Source organism: Nocardioides sp. Root682, from assembly GCF_001427795.1.
GTDB lineage: Bacteria > Actinomycetota > Actinomycetes > Propionibacteriales > Nocardioidaceae > Nocardioides.
Genome location: NZ_LMHJ01000001.1, coordinates 1438056 through 1454968, shown reverse-complemented (window position 1 = coordinate 1454968; position 16913 = coordinate 1438056). Strand labels below are relative to the sequence as shown.

The 16913-nt window shown below is 70.6% G+C and carries 13 protein-coding genes; 10 read left to right on the top strand and 3 right to left on the bottom strand.

The features are described 5' to 3' along the window. The first annotated feature begins 83 nt into the window (after positions 1-83). From ASD84_RS06890 to ASD84_RS25990, 5 genes are all read left to right on the top strand, one after another. Entirely contained in the window at positions 84-1406 is a 1323-nt protein-coding gene (locus ASD84_RS06890) for a DUF6350 family protein (RefSeq protein WP_056708213.1), read from the top strand. 18 nt (positions 1407-1424) lie between these two features. Further along, complete coding sequence (gene purN, locus ASD84_RS06885) at positions 1425-2039, top strand: phosphoribosylglycinamide formyltransferase (RefSeq protein WP_056708210.1); 615 nt, start codon at positions 1425-1427, stop codon at positions 2037-2039. Positions 2040-2163: 124 nt separating this feature from the next. After that, a complete protein-coding gene (gene purH / locus ASD84_RS06880) occupies positions 2164-3738 on the top strand; it encodes a bifunctional phosphoribosylaminoimidazolecarboxamide formyltransferase/IMP cyclohydrolase (protein WP_056708208.1) in 1575 nt (524 codons plus the stop codon). 13 nt (positions 3739-3751) lie between these two features. Next, on the top strand, positions 3752-4624 hold the full coding sequence (locus ASD84_RS06875; RefSeq protein ID WP_056710762.1) for a bifunctional methylenetetrahydrofolate dehydrogenase/methenyltetrahydrofolate cyclohydrolase: 873 nt from the start codon (positions 3752-3754) through the stop codon (positions 4622-4624). Next, positions 4510-4983: a DUF3017 domain-containing protein gene (locus tag ASD84_RS25990; protein WP_268788471.1), complete on the top strand. Its 474-nt coding sequence runs from the start codon at positions 4510-4512 to the stop codon at positions 4981-4983. The genes ASD84_RS06875 and ASD84_RS25990 overlap by 115 nt, the downstream gene beginning before the upstream one ends. Positions 4984-5101: 118 nt before the next feature. Here ASD84_RS25990 and ASD84_RS06865 read toward each other — a convergent pair whose 3' ends face one another. Beyond that, positions 5102-6088: a malate dehydrogenase gene (locus ASD84_RS06865; protein WP_056708202.1), complete on the bottom strand. Its 987-nt coding sequence runs from the start codon at positions 6086-6088 to the stop codon at positions 5102-5104. 96 nt (positions 6089-6184) lie between these two features. Between ASD84_RS06865 and ASD84_RS06860 the strand changes: the two genes are divergently transcribed. Next, complete coding sequence (locus ASD84_RS06860) at positions 6185-6940, top strand: hypothetical protein (RefSeq protein ID WP_156391635.1); 756 nt, start codon at positions 6185-6187, stop codon at positions 6938-6940. A 62-nt stretch (positions 6941-7002) separates the two neighbouring features. Here ASD84_RS06860 and ASD84_RS06855 read toward each other — a convergent pair whose 3' ends face one another. After that, the gene (locus ASD84_RS06855) at positions 7003-7995 is read right to left on the bottom strand and encodes an MIP/aquaporin family protein (protein WP_200954453.1); all 993 of its coding nucleotides are present in this window, start codon (positions 7993-7995) and stop codon (positions 7003-7005) included. Positions 7996-8147: 152 nt separating this feature from the next. Between ASD84_RS06855 and ASD84_RS06850 the strand changes: the two genes are divergently transcribed. Both ASD84_RS06850 and ASD84_RS06845 read left to right on the top strand, forming a co-directional pair. Continuing rightward, positions 8148-10337 (top strand): NADP-dependent isocitrate dehydrogenase, encoded by a 2190-nt coding sequence (locus ASD84_RS06850; protein WP_056708190.1) that lies wholly within the window; start codon positions 8148-8150, stop codon positions 10335-10337. A gap of 108 nt (positions 10338-10445) precedes the next feature. Continuing rightward, positions 10446-13973 carry an ATP-binding cassette domain-containing protein gene (locus ASD84_RS06845; protein ID WP_056708188.1) on the top strand — a complete coding sequence of 1176 codons (3528 nt, stop codon included), beginning with the start codon at positions 10446-10448 and terminating at the stop codon, positions 13971-13973. Between the two features lie 2 nt (positions 13974-13975). Here ASD84_RS06845 and ASD84_RS06840 read toward each other — a convergent pair whose 3' ends face one another. Further along, positions 13976-14581 (bottom strand): TetR/AcrR family transcriptional regulator, encoded by a 606-nt coding sequence (locus tag ASD84_RS06840; protein ID WP_056708185.1) that lies wholly within the window; start codon positions 14579-14581, stop codon positions 13976-13978. A 111-nt stretch (positions 14582-14692) separates the two neighbouring features. Between ASD84_RS06840 and ASD84_RS06835 the strand changes: the two genes are divergently transcribed. Together ASD84_RS06835 and ASD84_RS06830 are read left to right on the top strand one after the other, a co-directional pair. Beyond that, positions 14693-16033, top strand: coding sequence for a cytochrome P450 (locus ASD84_RS06835; protein WP_056708182.1), 1341 nt, complete (start codon positions 14693-14695; stop codon positions 16031-16033). A gap of 19 nt (positions 16034-16052) precedes the next feature. After that, positions 16053-16895, top strand: coding sequence for an SDR family oxidoreductase (locus ASD84_RS06830; RefSeq protein ID WP_056708178.1), 843 nt, complete (start codon positions 16053-16055; stop codon positions 16893-16895). Positions 16896-16913: the final 18 nt, after the last annotated feature.

The following is a 16913-nucleotide window of genomic DNA, read 5'->3' as shown; positions in this document are numbered from 1 at the left end:
GCCCGACAACCGTACGACCATCGGGGTTGTTGCGGCGTGGCGACCCGCCTCGCTCGTGGTCCGAGCGTGAAGATGGAGGGACCATGACGTCGCTCCAGTCCTCCTCGGCGCGCAGCACCGGTGCCGGCCGCACCGCCAAGAGCGGTCGCACCGACGCCGCCCTGCGCCAGGATCTCGCCACCAGTCGTCCGCTGGTGCCGACCGCGACCATCGGTGGCGCGATCGCCGCTGGCGGACCGCTGCTGGTCTGCCTGGCCGTCGCCGTCGTCGGCTGGTTCCTGACCGACGCGGGTGGCGAGGGCAGCCCGAGCGGCGCCTTGCGCGTCGGCGCGCACGGCTGGCTGGCCGCCCACGGGTCGACGGTCGCGGTCGAGGGCATCCGGCTGACCGCGATCCCGCTCGGCCTCACCCTGATCTGTGCGTGGGCGACCTGGCGGGTCGGCCACCGGGTCGGTGAATCGGTCTCCGGGCACGGTCCCGACGCGGCGCGCATCGCTGACGGCGAACGGGACTGGACGGTCCCGATGGCGACCGGACTGTTCACCATCGGGTACGCCGTCGTGGGGGTCGTCGCGTGCGCCGTGGCGTCGACCGCGGCGTCCTCGCCCAACCCCGCACGGGTCGTGCTGTGGTCGATCCTGATCGGCGGCGCTGCCGGGATGCCCGCGATCGCGCTCGGGGCCGGTCGTGCCTCGATCTGGCTGCCTGCCATCCCGGACACGGTGCGTGACGTCGCGCTCGTCGCCTGGCGGATCCTGCGCACCTGGTTCGCCATCAGCCTGGTCGTGCTCTTCGCGGCGTTCGTCATGGACTTCTCGACCGCCGCGAACGTCGTCTCCCAGCTGCATGCCGACGCCGGCGCCATTGCGCTGATGGCGCTGCTGACGGCTGTCGTGCTCCCGAACGCGATGCTGTTCTCCAGCTCCTACGTCCTGGGCCCCGGCTTCACCGTCGGCACCGGCACCACCGTGTCGACGGGCCTGGTGGTGCTCGGCCCGCTTCCGATGTTCCCCCTGCTGGCCGCGCTCCCCGACCAGGGACCCACCCCGTGGTGGACCGGGTGGCTGATGCTCACGCCCGTCGTCCTGGCCGCCGTCGTCGCGGGGCGTGTGCAGCGCGATCGTCCGGTCCTCGCCTGGGACCGGGCCGCCATCCGCGGCTGTGCCGGTGGCATCACTGCCGGTGTGGTGCTGGCGATCCTCACGGCCTTCGCCGGGGGAGCAGTCGGACCGGGCCGGATGAGCGACGTCGGGCCGTACACCTTCGACGTGCTCCTCCACGCCATCACGTCCTTCGGGATCGGTGGCGTCGCGGGCGCGCTGCTCGTGTGCTGGTGGCAGCGTGACGGTGGCACGAGGCTTGGTGCTGTTCGCGGGCGGTTGCCGCGGATCCCGTTCCGTCGCTGACGCCCTAGACTCCGGGCCGTGTCCACGCCCACCCGCCTCGTCGTCCTCGTGTCCGGTTCGGGCACGAACCTCCAGGCGTTACTGGATGCCTGTGCGGACCCGTCGTACGGCGCAAAGGTCGTGGCCGTGGGTGCCGACCGCGACGGCATCGAGGGACTCACCCGCGCCGAGACCGCCGGAGTGCCGACCTTCACCGCGAAGGTGAAGGACTACACCTCCCGCGAGCACTGGGACCGTGCCCTGGCCGACAAGGTCGCCGCGTTCGAGCCCGACGTCGTCGTACTCGCCGGGTTCATGAAGCTGGTCGGCACGTCCTTCCTCGACGCCTTCGGCGGACGAACGGTCAACACCCACCCGGCCCTGTCGCCGTCCTTCCCCGGGATGTACGGGCCGCGGGAAGCGCTGGAGTACGGCGTCAAGGTGACCGGAGCGACGCTGTTCATCGTCGACGCGGGGGTCGACACGGGTGCGATCGTCGCGCAGAGCACCGTTCCGGTCGACGACGACGACACCGAACAGACCCTCCACGAGCGGATCAAGGTCGCCGAACGGGCGATGCTGGTTGACGCCGTCGGCAAGATGGCCCGTGAGGGCTTCTCGGTCGAGGGCCGCCGGGTTCGCTTCGGAGCCTGAGTCAGAAGTAGAATCAGCGGCACACGACTGGCGCAGGTGGGCAACCACCAGGGAGTGACGAGTCGGCATCGATCGCCTGGGTGCCCTCATCGACAGGTATCGACCGATGAGGAACTGAATCGCCATGACTGACCGGATCGCCATCAAGCGGGCACTGATCTCCGTCTTCGACAAGACCGGCCTCGAGGACCTCGTCCGCGGCCTCCACGACGCCGGCGTCGAGCTGGTCTCGACGGGCGGCTCCGCTGCCCTCATCGACGGCCTCGGCCTGCCCGTCACGAAGGTGGAGGACCTCACCGGCTTCCCCGAGTGCCTCGACGGCCGGGTCAAGACGCTGCACCCGCGCGTCCACGCCGGCATCCTCGCCGACCGTCGCCTGCCGGAGCACGTGAAGCAGCTCGAGGAGCTCGAGGTCGAGCCGTTCGACCTCGTGGTGGTGAACCTCTACCCGTTCGCTGCCACGGTCGCCTCCGGCGCCGGCATCGACGACTGCATCGAGAAGATCGACATCGGCGGTCCGTCGATGGTGCGTGCGGCCGCGAAGAACCACCCGTCCGTCGCGATCGTCACCGACGGCGCCGACTATGCGGCGGCCCTCACGGCGGCCCAGGGCGACGGCTTCACCTACGAGGCCCGCAAGGCGCTCGCCGCCAAGGCGTTCGTCCACACCGCGACGTACGACGTCCAGGTCGCCTCCTGGATGGGCAGCGTCCTCACCGACAGCACCGTCGAGGACGGCGTCAGCACCGGCTTCCCCGCCTGGGTCGGTGGCACCTACGACAAGTCGGCAGTGCTCCGGTACGGCGAGAACCCGCACCAGCCCGCCGCGCTCTACCGCAACGGCTTCGGTCCCGGTGGCCTCGCGGCTGCCGAGCAGCTGCACGGCAAGGAGATGTCGTACAACAACTACGTCGACACCGACGCGGCCCGCCGGGCGGCGTACGACCACGGCGACGCCCCGACGGTGGCGATCATCAAGCACGCCAACCCGTGCGGCATCGCCGTCGGCGCCGACGTGGCCGAGGCGCACCGCCGCGCCCACGAGTGCGACCCGGTGTCTGCCTTCGGTGGTGTGATCGCGACCAACGTGACCGTCTCGAAGCAGATGGCCGAGCAGGTTGCGGAGATCTTCACCGAGGTCATCGTCGCCCCGGGGTACGACGAAGGCGCGGTCGAGATCCTGCAGGGCAAGAAGAACATCCGGGTCCTCGTCGCCGAGCCGCTCGCGCAGGGTGGCGTCGAGACCCGCCCGATCAGCGGCGGCCTCTTGATGCAGGTCGCCGACCGCTTCCAGGCCGACGGTGACGACCCGGCGAACTGGACGCTCGCGACCGGCGCCGCAGCCGACGAGCAGACCCTCGCCGACCTCGCGTTCGCGTGGCGCTCGGTGCGGGCGGCGAAGTCCAACGCCATCCTGCTCGCCACCGACGGCTCCTCGGTCGGCATCGGCATGGGCCAGGTCAACCGGGTCGACTCGTGCAAGCTCGCCGTCGCACGGGCGGGGGAGCGCGCCACCGGCTCGGTCGCCGCCTCCGACGCCTTCTTCCCGTTCGCCGACGGTCCCCAGATCCTGCTCGACGCCGGTGTGAAGGCGATCGTGCAGCCGGGTGGATCGGTGCGCGACGACGAGACCATCGCTGCCTGCGAGGCTGCCGGGGTCACCATGTACTTCACCGGCACGCGTCACTTTGCTCACTGACAGGATGACCACCGTGACTGCACAGAAGCTCGACGGCTCCGCCACCGCGGCGGCCATCAAGGACGAACTCCGGGTCCGTGTCGCGGCGCTGAAGGAGCAGGGCATCACGCCCGGCCTCGGCACCGTCCTGGTCGGCGACGACCCGGGCTCGCGCTGGTACGTCAACGGCAAGCACAAGGACTGCGCGGAGGTCGGCATCGCGTCGATCCGTGTGGACCTGCCCGAGGTCGCCACCCAGCAGGAGATCGAGGACGCCGTCGCGGCCCTCAACGAGGACCCCGCCTGCACCGGTTACATCGTCCAGCTCCCGCTGCCGCGTGGCCGCGACGAGAACCGGGTGCTCGGCCTGATCGATCCCACCAAGGACGCTGACGGCCTGCACCCGACCAACCTCGGCTGGCTGGTCCTCGGCAACGAGGCGCCGCTGCCGTGCACGCCGTACGGCATCGTCGAGCTGCTGCGTCGGCACGACGTGCCGATCGCCGGGGCCAACGTGGTCGTCGTCGGTCGTGGCATCACTGTCGGTCGCCCGCTGGGCCTGCTGTTGACCCGCCGCTCCGAGAACGCCACGGTGACGCTCTGCCACACGGGCACCGTCGACCTGGCCGCCCACGTGCGCGACGCCGACATCGTGGTGGCCGCTGCCGGCGTGCCCGGCATCATCACCGCCGACATGGTCAAGCCCGGCGCGGCCGTCCTCGACGTCGGCGTCAGCCGGGTCGACGGCAAGATCGCCGGAGACGTCGCGGACGACGTGTGGGGTGTCGCGGGCTGGGTGTCGCCGAACCCCGGTGGCGTCGGGCCGATGACCCGCGCGATGCTGCTGGCCAACGTGGTCACCATGGCCGAGCAGGCCGCGCACGAGGGCGGGAAGGCAGCGCACTGAACGACGAGCTGGAGGGGCTGGAGGGAGCAGCAGCGGTCCCGGTCGCCCCGGAACCGCTGCCGATCGGCGAGCGCGCGCCTCGGCGCTACGCGCCCGCGACGATCGGTGGCTTCTGCTACATCGCGATCCTCGCGATGACCATCGCCGGCGTCGTCGTCGCCGCAACGTCCGACTGGCGCAACGGGATCCGGATCATCTCCGGCGTCCTCGGCTTTGCCGCAGTGCTGAGGCTCGCCTTGCCGGAGAAGGACGCGGGCATGCTCGCCGTACGCCACCGGTTCCTGGACGTCGCGATCCTGCTGGCCCTCGGGATCACCCTGTTCGTGCTGGCCCAGACCATTCCCGACCAGCCCGTCTAGCGCGAGTTGGGGTTTGTCACCCCCGAGTTGTACGAAAACACCACACCCCACGACCAACGGGCCGCGGGGTGTGGTGTTTTCGTACAACTCGGGGGTGACAAACCCCAACTCGCGAAGGTCAGATGAGGCCCAGCTCCGTGACGGCAGCCTTCTCGTCGGCGAGCTCGGCGACGGATGCGTCGATCTTGCCGCGGGAGAAGTCGTCGATCTCGAGGCCCTGGACGATGCTCCAGTCGCCGTTCGCGGTGGTGACCGGGAACGAGGACACGAGGCCCTCGGGGACGCCGTAGGAACCGTCGGAGACGACGGCCATGGAGACCCAGTCGCCGGCCGGGGTGCCGTTCAGCCAGTCACGCGCTGCGTCGCACGTGGCCGAGGCGGCCGAGGCAGCCGAGGACGCGCCGCGCGCGTCGATGATCGCCGCGCCGCGCTTGGCGACGGTCGGGATGAACGTGTCGGCGATCCAGGCCTGGTCGCCCACGACCTCGGCGGCGTTCTTGCCGCCGATCTCGGCGTGGAAGATGTCGGGGTACTGGGTGGCCGAGTGGTTGCCCCAGATCGTGATCTTCTTGATGTCGGTGACGTCCGAGCCGGTCTTGGCGGCCAGCTGCGAGATCGCCCGGTTGTGGTCGAGGCGGGTCAGTGCCGAGAACCGGTCCTTGGGGATGTCGGGCGCGTTGGTCGCGGCGATCAGCGCGTTGGTGTTGGCCGGGTTGCCGGTGACACCGATGCGGACGTCGTCGGCTGCGACCTTGTTGAGGGCCTTGCCCTGCGCGGTGAAGATGGCGCCGTTGGCGGCCAGCAGGTCGCCGCGCTCCATGCCGGGGCCGCGCGGGCGCGCGCCGACGAGGAGGGCGAGGTTGACGCCGTCGAAGACCTGCTCCGGGTCGGAGCCGATGACGACGCCGGCGAGGTTCGGGAACGCGCAGTCGTCGAGCTCCATCACGACGCCCTCGAGGGCCTTCAGGGCCGGCTCGATCTCGAGCAGGCGGAGCTCGACGGGACGGTCGCCGGCGATGGCGCCGCTGGCGATGCGGAAGAGCAGGCTGTAGCCGATCTGGCCGGCTGCGCCGGTCACGGCCACCTTGAGCGGGGTGGTGCTCACAGGGGGACTCCTAAGGGGATACGTGCGGACGCCAGCGACGCTAGCAGCGCCCGGGCGGGCGTGGGGACCCGGGCAAGGATGCGAGACGATGGCGCCATGAGGACTCAGGGGTGGACTCGAGCCCGGTCATCGGCGGTCCCTGTGGCGTTCGTCGCGATCGTGCTGGGGGGTTGCGGATCTGCCTCCGAGCCCAGCCCGCCGACGGGCGTCGACGGGCTCGAGATCCCGACCCCGGGCCTGACCGCCTCGGACTTCGTGCCGCGCATCGACAATCGCTGGCTGCCGCTCGTGCCCGGCACCGAGTGGGTCTACCAGGCGACGTCGAGCGAGGGCGAGGAGACGATCACGGTCACCGTTCTCGACGAGACCCGCAAGATTGGCGGGGTCACGGCGACCGTTGTCCACGACGTCGTGACCGATGCCGACGGCGAGCTGGTCGAGGACACCTTCGACTGGTTCGCCCAGGACACCGCCGGCAACGTCTGGTACCTCGGCGAGGCCACCACCGAGTACGACGACGGCGAGACGTCGACCGAGGGTTCGTGGGAGGCCGGGGTCGACGGCGCCGAAGCCGGCCTGGCCATGGCGGCCGAGCCGCGGATCGGCGACGGCTACAAGATGGAGTACCTGCGCGGCGAGGCCGAGGACCAGGCGGCTGTGCTGGGGCTCGATGCCACCGCCACCGTCCCGTTCGGCAGCTTCGACGGGCTGCTCGAGACCGAGGACACCACGCCCCTGGAGCCTGGCCTCGTCGAGCACAAGCTGTACGCCGAGGGCACCGGCCTGATCCGTGAGGAGACGGTCGAGGGTGGCGACGAGGTCGTCGTACTCGTGTCCTTCACGCAGAAGTAGTCAGGAAATGACCACGGGGCCCGTCGTGAACGACGAGCCCCGCGATCCTGAACTGACAAGCGTCACTGCGGCGGACGCACCTGCGTCTGCTCGCCGGCGGGCGGCGCCCAGCCACCGGCCTGCGGTGCCTGGGGCACCTGCGGTGCATGCGGCTGTGCCGGGATCCACTGCTGCGAAGCCGGGTCCCACTGCCAGCCGTCCTGGATGATCGGCTGCTCGGCCGGTGCGCCCGGGGCGACCTGGCCCTGGTTCCACTGCTGCGTGAACGCGGGGTTCGAGGAACCGCCGCTGCCGAAGTTCAGGCCGGATCCGGGGACGGGGTCCTCGCCGTGGCCGAACAGGAGCGGGTAGAGCAGACCGGCCACGGCACCGCCGATGAGCGGGGCCGGGATGAACGGCCAGAGCTGGACGAGCCAGTCACCGCCGCTGAAGATGGCCGGGCCGATCGAACGCGCCGGGTTGAGCGAGGTGCCGGTCAGCGGGATCAGCATGAAGTGGATGACCGCGAGGGTCACACCGATGGCCAGCGGCGCCATCATCGCGTTCGCGGCGTTGCGCTTGTCGGTGACAGCGAGGATCACGAAGACGAAGAGGAACGTGAAGATGACCTCGATGAGGAATGCAGCCCACCACGCGTAGTCGTAGCCGCCTGCGCTGAAGCCGTTGGTGCCGAGCGGGGCGTCCACGTCGAACGCCTCGAAGCCGTCGATGCCGAGGAGCAGGATCATCAGCACGAGTGCGCCGGCGATGCCGCCGGCGATCTGGGCCGCGATGTAGGCGCCCGCGTCGCGCCACGACGTACGACCGCCGAGGGCCGCACCCACCGAGACGGCGGGGTTGAAGTGGCCGCCGGAGACGCGTCCGAAGGCGTAGGCCATCAGGGTCACGGTGAGGCCGAAGGCCAGACCGGTCTGCACGATCTCGCCGCTGTTGACCACCGCGACGCCGCAGCCGATCAGGACGAGAGCGAAGGTGCCGATGAACTCGGCCAGCAGTTTGTGGATCGTGGTCGGGGGCGTTTCGACGGAGGCGTCCGCCATGGCTGCGTCAGTCATATCTCTTCTCTCCTGGGTCGGTCCCGAAAAACGAGCCGGGTTACGTCCAGCACTCTAATCACTAGGGTGGGGGTCGAACGGGACGCTGGTCCCACGCGTCAGGTATCTTGACGTCAAGAATCCCACCTCACGGCCAGGAGCGACGCCCGGACATGTCGAGCATCATCTACACCCACACCGACGAGGCGCCGCTGCTGGCGACGTACTCCTTCCTCCCGATCGTCGAGGCGTACGCCGCCAAGGCTGGCGTGTCCTTCGAGACGCGCGACATCTCGGTCGCCGCGCGGATCCTGGCCCAGTTCGGGTTGGCCGACGACGCGCTCGCCGAGCTCGGCGCGCTGGCCAAGACCCCCGAGGCCAACATCATCAAGCTGCCCAACGTGTCGGCCTCGATCCCGCAGCTCAAGGCTGCGATCAAGGAGCTCCAGGAGCAGGGCTTCGACATCCCGGACTACCCCGAGGCCCCGTCGACCGACGAGGAGAAGGCGACCCGCGCCAAGTACGACAAGATCAAGGGTTCGGCGGTCAACCCGGTCCTGCGTGAAGGCAACTCCGACCGTCGCGCGCCCGCGTCGGTGAAGAACTACGCCAAGAAGCACCCCCACACGAACAAGCCGTTCGCCGACGGGTCGAAGACCAACGTCGCGACGATGGATGACCACGACTTCGCGCACAACGAGAAGTCCGTGACCCTCACCCAGGACGACACCCTGTCGATCGTCCTCGAGACCTCTGCCGGCGACAGCATCGTGCTCAAGGAGGGCCTCGAGGTCCTCGCCGGCGAGATCGTCGACGGCACCAAGATGGAGGCCGCGCACCTGCAGGCCTTCCTCAAGAACGCCCTGGCGAAGGCCAGGGCCGAGGACGTGCTGTTCTCCGTGCACCTCAAGGCCACGATGATGAAGGTCTCCGACCCCATCGTCTTCGGCCACGTCGTGAAGGCCTACTTCGACGACGTGTTCGCGCAGTACGGCGCCGACCTGGCTGCCGCAGGTCTGTCGGCCAACGACGGTCTCGGTGCCATCCTCTCCGGCCTCGACGCGCTTGCGAACGGCGCCGAGATCAAGGCTGCCTTCGACGCCGCACTCGCGTCCGGCCCGCGCCTGTCCTACACGAACTCCGACAAGGGCATCACCAACCTGCACGTGCCCTCCGACGTGATCGTGGACGCCTCCATGCCGGCGCTGGTCCGCAACGGCGGCCGCCTGTGGGGCTCCGACGGCGGCGAGGACGACACCCTCGCGGTGATCCCCGACTCGTCGTACGCCGGCGTCTACCAGGCCGTCCTCGACGACGTGAAGCGCAACGGCCCGCTGGACCCCGCCACGATCGGCACCGTCCCCAACGTCGGCCTGATGGCGCAGGCGGCCGAGGAGTACGGCTCGCACGACAAGACCTTCGAGATCGCCGAGGCCGGCACCGTCCGCGTCCTCAACGCCGCGGGCGACGTGCTGATCGAGCACGACGTCGAAGCGGGCGACATCTGGCGCGCCTGCCAGGCCAAGGACATCCCGATCCAGGACTGGGTGAAGCTCGCGGTCACCCGCGCCCGCGCTTCCGCGACGCCGGCGATCTTCTGGCTCAACGAGTCGCGTGCCCACGACGCCGAGATCATCAAGAAGGTCCGCACCTACCTTGCTGACCACGACACCGACGGCCTCGAGATCCAGATCCTCTCGCCCGAGCTCGCCTGCGCCTACTCCCTCGAGCGCCTGCGCAAGGGCGAGGACACCATCTCGGTGACCGGCAACGTGCTGCGTGACTACAACACCGACCTGTTCCCGATCCTCGAGCTCGGCACGTCGGCCAAGATGCTCTCGGTCGTCCCGCTGATCGCGGGTGGTGGCCTGTTCGAGACCGGCGCCGGCGGTTCGGCGCCCAAGCACGTCGAGCAGCTCGTCAACGAGAACTACCTGCGCTGGGACTCGCTCGGCGAGTTCTTCGCACTGGTCCCCTCGCTGGAGAAGTACGCCGAGCAGGCCGACGCTCCTGCCGCCAGGATCCTGGCCGATGCGCTTGACCGCGCCACGGGCACCTTCCTCGACGAGGACCGCTCGCCGGGTCGCAAGCTCGGCACCACGGACAACCGCGGGTCGCACTTCTACCTCGCGCTCTACTGGGCCGAGGAGATCGCCGCGCAGACCGAGGACGCCGACCTGGCTGCACTGTTCAAGCAGCTCTCCGAGACCCTTCGTGCGAACGAGGACAAGATCGCGGCCGAGCTGATCGCGGTCCAGGGTTCGCCGGCCGACATCGGTGGCTACTACCGCCCCGACGCGGAGAAGACCACCGCGGTGATGCGTCCGAGCGCGACCTTCAACGAGGCCTTGGCCGCGTTCTGATCGACAGCACGACACAGCGCCCGGGGAGGAAGATGACCCCGGGCGCTGTGCTTTTCACCGGAAGATATTCGGAGGCGGTTGTCGGTGCCGCCAACTACTCTCGATCCAGTGACGACGACGTTGACCCGGGCCGCTGTGCCCGCCGCGGACGACGTCGTCGATCCCGCCCGTCGCGTCGACTGGCGCCGGATGCGCGGCCGGGCCGCCGGGTTCGCTGTCACCGCAGTCGGTGTCGGTGCGCTTGCCCAGGCCCTCGGGACCGTGGTGGCCGGACGCCTCGCCGACCACCCGACCGGAGAGCTGGTCGGGTGGCTCGCGCTGCTCGTGGTGGGTGCGGCGCTGGTCGACACGTCCGGCCGGATCGTCTGGGCGGGTGTGGTCGACCGCGCCGAGGGCCGGCTCCGCGGCGACCTGTTGAGTGCTGCCCTGCAACAGCCTCTTGAGCACCTGACGGAGCAGGCGGTCGGCGAGGTGCTGGACCGGGTCGACGACGACACCCACGAGGTCGGCACCCTGCTGCGCCAGCAGATCTGGATGGCGATGCGCACCCTGTTCGGCGCGGTGCCGATGTGGGTCGTCGCGGGCGTGACCTGGTGGCCGGCTGCCTTCCTGTTCCCGGTCGTCGGTGCGGTGATCGTGTGGGTGATGCGGCCCTCGTTGATCGAGATCTCGCGGTTGAAGGTGATCGAGGAGGCCGCGTGGACCGACCATGCCGCCGCGCTCGAGGAGGGCATCGCGGGGCGCGACGACCTGCGGACGAGCCGGGGCCAGGCCTTCGCCGTACGACGGCTGGCGAAGCTGTCGGCGGACGTGCACGAGAAGTTCCGCCGGGTGCTGGTGGTCGAGGCCCGGCTCGCCATCCGGGTCGGACTCCTGCTCCACGGCCTGCTGGTCGCCGTGGCCGTGTCGGGTGTCGCGCTGGTCAGCCACGGCGACCTTGACCTGGCCCGACTGGTCACCCTGTTCCTGGTCACGACGATCTTCGTCGGCCAGATCAACAACCTCGCCCACCAGCTCCCCGACATCCAGGCCGGTCTCGGCGCCGTGCTGCGCCTGCGACAGCTGCTGGGTGTCGAGGCGGAGCCGGTCGGTGGCGAGCCGGTGCCCGGTGGCGCCCTCGACCTGCGGATCCGGGGCCTGGACTTCTCGTACGCCGAGGGCACCTTCGGCCTGCGTGACGTCGACCTGGTCGTCGAGGCCGGACACACCCTTGCCCTGGTCGGTCGCACCGGATCGGGCAAGTCGACGCTGGCGTCCCTGCTCTCGCGTGCGGTCGAACCGCCGCCCGGCACGATCTTCCTCGGCGGCATCGACATCACCACCCTCGACCTCCACGAGCTGCGCCGTCGCGTCGGCGTGGTCACCCAGCGCACCGAGATCCTCGCCGGCACCCTCGCCGAGAACATCGCGTTGTTCTCCGACACCCCGCACGAGGAGATCGAGGCGGCCGTCGAGGAGCTCGGGCTCACCGACTGGGTCGACGGCCTCCCGGACGGCCTGGACACCCTGCTCGGACCCGGCGGCACCCGGCTGTCGGCGGGGGAGGAGCAGCTGGTCGCCTTCGCGCGCCTGCTGGTGCGCCACGTGCAGGTCGTGGTCCTCGACGAGGCCACCGCCCGCATGGATCCCGTCACCGAGAGTCGCGTGGTCGCGGCAGCCGATCGCCTCATCCGGGGCCGTACGGGCGTGCTCGTCGCCCACCGGCTCGGCACCATCGAGCGCGCCGAGATGGTCGCCGTGCTCGACCACGGACGCGTCATCCAGCAAGGGATGCGCGAGGAGCTCGCCGGCCTCGACGGCCCGTTCCGACGCCTGGTCACCGCGAGCCTGGCCCGTGAGGGGACCGACCCCTACGACAGCCCGGCCCCCGAGGAGTCGCCGGACGGCGATCCGGGTACGGCGGTGGGTGGGCGGCGTCGTACCGGACCGCCGCCGGAACGGCCCCCCGTCGGTCCCGGACCCACGCTGACCCGCGGCACGTGGCACGCCATGTGGGTGCGGCCGTGGTGGGGGATCTACTCCGTGCTGCTGTTCCTCGGCGGCAGCATCTTCGCGCCGCTCGGCGCCATCACCGGCCTGCTCTGGGGCCTGGTCGTCCAGCGCCTCGCCTCCGGGGACACCCCGACCCTGCTCACGGGCCTGCTGGTGGCCGGCCTGCTGGTCGCGCCGATCCTGCTGGCCGATGCCTTCCGCCGCTACCCCCGCTGGTGGATCGAGGTGATGCTGCGCGTTCGCATGTCCGTGCTGGTCGGCCAGATCCGCACCCACCGGCTGCCCCGCACGCCGCCGGGCGAGGTCGTCGCGCGCTCGATGGACGCCGACCGGTTCGCGCGCTACTCCGACCGCTGGGTCGACTTCGTCAACGGCATCCTCATCGCCCTCATCACGATGATCGCCGGTGGCACCTGGCTGGCCGGCGCGGTCCTGCTCGCCGTGATGACCTCCAGCGCGCTCGCTTCCTCGGTCGGCCGCCCGATCGCCGGCCGGTCCGCCGCCCGGTCCTCGACCGCTCGCGCCGGCTTCGGTCGCGCGCTCGTGTCCGCCGTGGAGTCGGCCCGCACCGTCAAGCTGGCCGGACGTACGCCGGACGTCCACGCCCACCTCCGCAAGGTCGACAGCGGGCGGGTCGAGGCGGCCGTCTTCGAGCACCGCGTGCAGGCGTTCCTCGACGGCGTGCCGATCGTGATGGTCCAGGTCGGCGTCGTCACCGCCTGGGCGCTGTTCTGGCTCGACGTCTGGGGGCTCGCCACTGCGCTGCTGGTGGCCACCGCCGTCAACGGCTTCGACTGGTTCGGACGTGTCGCCGGCGCCGTCGTGACCGAGGCGCCGGGCGTGCGTGCGTGGCAGCGCGCGACCAGCCGGTTCGCTGGGGGACGTGACCTGATGGCCCTGCCGGAAGGCATCGACCTGGTCACCGGTGGGGCTCCCGATCCGGTCGAGCCGGCCCGCGTGCCCCTCGAGCGACTCGAGCTGAGCGGTGTCGCCGCACTGCACGACGACGGAACGATCGGAGTGGCCGGCGTCGACCTCGTCGTCGAGCGTGGCGAGCTCGTCCTGCTCGTGGGCCAGGTCGGTTCGGGCAAGTCGAGCCTGCTCTCGGCGCTGGCCGGACTCATCGACCACACGGGTCAGCTGCGGTGGAACGGCGAGCAGGTCACCGATCCGGAGGTCTTCCTGCGCCCGGGACAGGTCGGGCACGTCGCCCAGGTGCCGCGCGTGCTCTCGGGCACCTTCTCCGACAACGTGCGCCTCGGGCACGACCGCGCGTTCGACAGCCCGGTCCAGGCCGCGCGACTGACCCAGGACGTCGTGGAGGCCGGCGGCGCCGACGCGGTCGTCGGCCATCGCGGCGTGCGGCTCTCCGGTGGTCAGGTCCAGCGGCTGGCGCTGGCTCGCGCCCTCGCGGCCGACACGGAGCTCCTGCTCGCCGACGACGTCTCGAGCGCGCTCGATGCCGCGACCGAGGTGGAGCTCTGGGTCGCGCTCCGCGAGCGCCACACCACCGTCATCGGCGCGACCTCGAAGCGAGCGGCTCTCTCGCAGGCCGACCGGGTCGTGGTGCTCGTCGACGGAGCGGTCGCTGCGGTCGGTCCCTGGGCCGAGCTGACCACCGACTGGGGCCACCTCGCCGGGTGAGCTCAGGCGTAGAGCCCGAGGAACGCCCGACTCGCGGTCTCGACGAGCTCGTCGGCCGAGGCGTCCAGGGTGCCGTCCAGCCACGCCGTGACGACCTCGGCGACGCCGCCGATGAAGAGCAGTCCAGCCAGTTCGTCCTCGCGTCGGCGCTGCCCGTGCATCTCGTGGGCCTGATCGGCGGCGAGGTGGGCGAAGTGACGAAGCAGTTCTGTCCGCCGGGACCGGAGTGCCGGCATCGCCCCTGCCTCGATGATCGCCACCCGGCCCTTGCGCGGATCGGCGAGCAGCAGGTCCACGAAGGCGGCGACCGCGGCCCGGATCCGTTGACCGGGCTCATCGTCCGCCGCCGCGGCCGCGGCAGCGAGGGCCGTCGTCTCGATCTCGGTCGCGACGTCCTCCAGGACAGCGCGCTGGGCTTCGTCGAGTCCGGTGAAGCTCTCGTAGAAGTAGCGCTCCGACAGCCCGGCCGCGGAGCAGACGGCCGTCATGGTCGTTCGCGTCTCCCGGTCGGCCCACACCGAGAGCGTTGCCTCGAGCAGGCGCACACGGCGCTCGGCGGCGCGGTCCTGCGCACTCACGCCCCGATAGGTTCCCGACTGGACTGCCACGGCTCCAGCCTCGCACGTCAACGCCGCCAGGAGAAGGTTGACAGGACGCCCTTCCTGAATGACGCTGGGCACCCTGAGGGCGTGCCGCCAGTCGCGCCGGGGAGGTCGACGATGACCGCAGGACAGATGACGCGCGAGATCCCGACGGTCCTTCGCGGGGACCGGGGGCTGCCCCTGCTCGGGCGGGTCATGGCGTACGCGAAGGATCCCGCGGCGTTGATGCAGCACCAGTGGGACACCTACGGCCCGGTGTCGCCGTTCCCCTTCCTGGGCCAGACCTTCGTGATGCTGCTCGGGCCGGATGCCTGCGAGGAGGCCCTGCGCAACGCGGACAAGGCGTTCGCCAACGGACCGGCGTGGGGAAGGCTCGTCGGGCCGTTCTTCGGCCGTGGGCTCATGCTGCTCGACTTCGAGGAGCACCACACCCACCGGCGGATCATGCAGGAAGCCTTCACCCGCGACCGCCTGACGTCGTACGTCGCCCCGATGCACCCGGCGATCGCGCGGGGCATCGACGCGTGGGAGGTCGGCACGGACTTCCGTTGCTACCCGGCCCTGAAGCAGCTCACGCTCGACATCGCGGCCGACACCTTCATGGGCGGCGCCGCTGACACCTCGCCCGCCGAGATGGACCGGATCAACGCCGCGTTCATCGACTGCGTGCAGGCCGCGTCCGGCGTGGTCCGCGCCCGGGTGCCGATGACCCGGTGGGGCCGGGCCTACCGCGGCCGCGCGGTCCTCGAGGAGTTCCTGCGCCACTACCTGCCTGCCAAGCGGACCGAACGCACCGGCGACCTCTTCTCTGTCCTGTGCCACATCGAGACCGATGACGGCGAGCGGTTCAGCGACGACGACGTCGTGAACCACATGATCTTCCTGATGATGGCCGCGCACGACACCTCGACGATCACCACGTCCACGATGCTGCAGTACCTCGGCCAGCACCCGGAGTGGCAGGAGCGTTGTCGCGCGGAGTCCCTGGCCCTGGGGGACGAGCCGAGCCTCGCTGAGCTCGAGCAGCTGGTCTCGCTCGACCTGGTGATGAAGGAATGCCTCCGCCTGCGCGCCCCGGTCCCCATGCTCGCGCGGAGCACGGTCAAGGACACCGTCGTCCAGGGCGTGCGCATCCCCGCCGGAACCCAGGTGGCGGTCGGACTCCAGCTGTCGCACCTGATGGGGGACCTGTGGAGCGAACCCACGCGCTTCGACCCCGACCGGTTCAGCCCGGAGCGCCGCGAGGACAAGTCGCACCGCTACGCCTGGTCCCCGTTCGGGGGCGGGGTCCACAAGTGCATCGGGCTCCACTTCGCCGGGGCCGAGGTCAAGGCGATCCTGCACCGGTTGCTGCGCACCCACCGCTGGAGCGTCGACCCCGGCTACGTCGCACCTCTCGACAACCACTCGCTGCCGTTCCCGAAGGACGGCCAGCCGATCGACCTCGTCCGACTCTGAGACCGCTGGAGGAATTCCCGTGCCCCGATCCATCGCAGGCCTGTCCATCATCGTCACCGGAGGTGCGCGCGGCATCGGTCGCGCCACCGTCGACCGCTTTGCCCGCCAGGGCGCGAAGGTCGCGATCGGCGACCTCGACCTGGACCGGGCCAACGAGGTCGCCGGTGCGTACGACGGCCACGTCGTCGCCGCGCGCCTCGACGTCACCGACGTCAGCTCCTGGGTCTCCTTCCTCGCCGACGTCGACCACCTCGGGCCGTGGGACGTGCTGGTCAACAACGCCGGGATCATGCCGCTCGGATCCGTGCTCAAGGAGACCGAGAGCGTGGCCCGCACCATCATGGACGTCAACGTGCACGGCGTGATCAACGGCACCAAGGCCGTCGCGCCGGGCATGGTCGACCGCGGCCGGGGCCACCTCGTCAACGTCGCCTCCGCCGTCGGCCGGGTCGCCGTCCCGCACGGTGCGACCTACTCCGCATCCAAGTTCGCCGTGGTCGGCTTCAGTGAGGCCATCCGTCAGGAGCTGGTCGGCGACGGGATCGACGTCACGGTCATCCTCCCGACCGTCGTGCAGACCGAGCTCGCTGCCGGTGTGCCTGCGGCGCGGGGCATCAAGCCGGTGACCGCGGAGGACGTCGCCGAGGTGATCGAGGCAGCGGTCCTCAAGCCGAAGGCGGAGATGTGGGTCCCGCGCTGGACGCAGGGGCTCGGGAAGTCGACCCTGGCAATGCCGCGGTTCGTCCAGGACGCGATGTCGCGCGCGACGAAGGCCGGCGACGTGCTCAGGTCTGCCGACCCGGCAGCTCGCGCAGCCTACGAGCAGCGGGCGCGACGAGCAGCGGGCACCGCCGAGGAATAGCACCCGGCGGTCGCCGGT

Bases quoted from the DNA above. Each gene is read 5' to 3' on its own strand.
- ASD84_RS06890 (WP_056708213.1), top strand. From the start codon at position 84: ATGACGTCGCTCCAGTCCTCCTCGGCGCGCAGCACCGGTGCCGGCCGC.
- purH (WP_056708208.1), top strand. From the start codon at position 2,164: ATGACTGACCGGATCGCCATCAAGCGGGCACTGATCTCCGTCTTCGAC.
- ASD84_RS06860 (WP_156391635.1), top strand. From the start codon at position 6,185: ATGAGGACTCAGGGGTGGACTCGAGCCCGGTCATCGGCGGTCCCTGTG.
- ASD84_RS06855 (WP_200954453.1), bottom strand. From the start codon at position 7,995: ATGACTGACGCAGCCATGGCGGACGCCTCCGTCGAAACGCCCCCGACC.
- ASD84_RS06850 (WP_056708190.1), top strand. From the start codon at position 8,148: ATGTCGAGCATCATCTACACCCACACCGACGAGGCGCCGCTGCTGGCG.
- ASD84_RS06835 (WP_056708182.1), top strand. From the start codon at position 14,693: ATGACCGCAGGACAGATGACGCGCGAGATCCCGACGGTCCTTCGCGGG.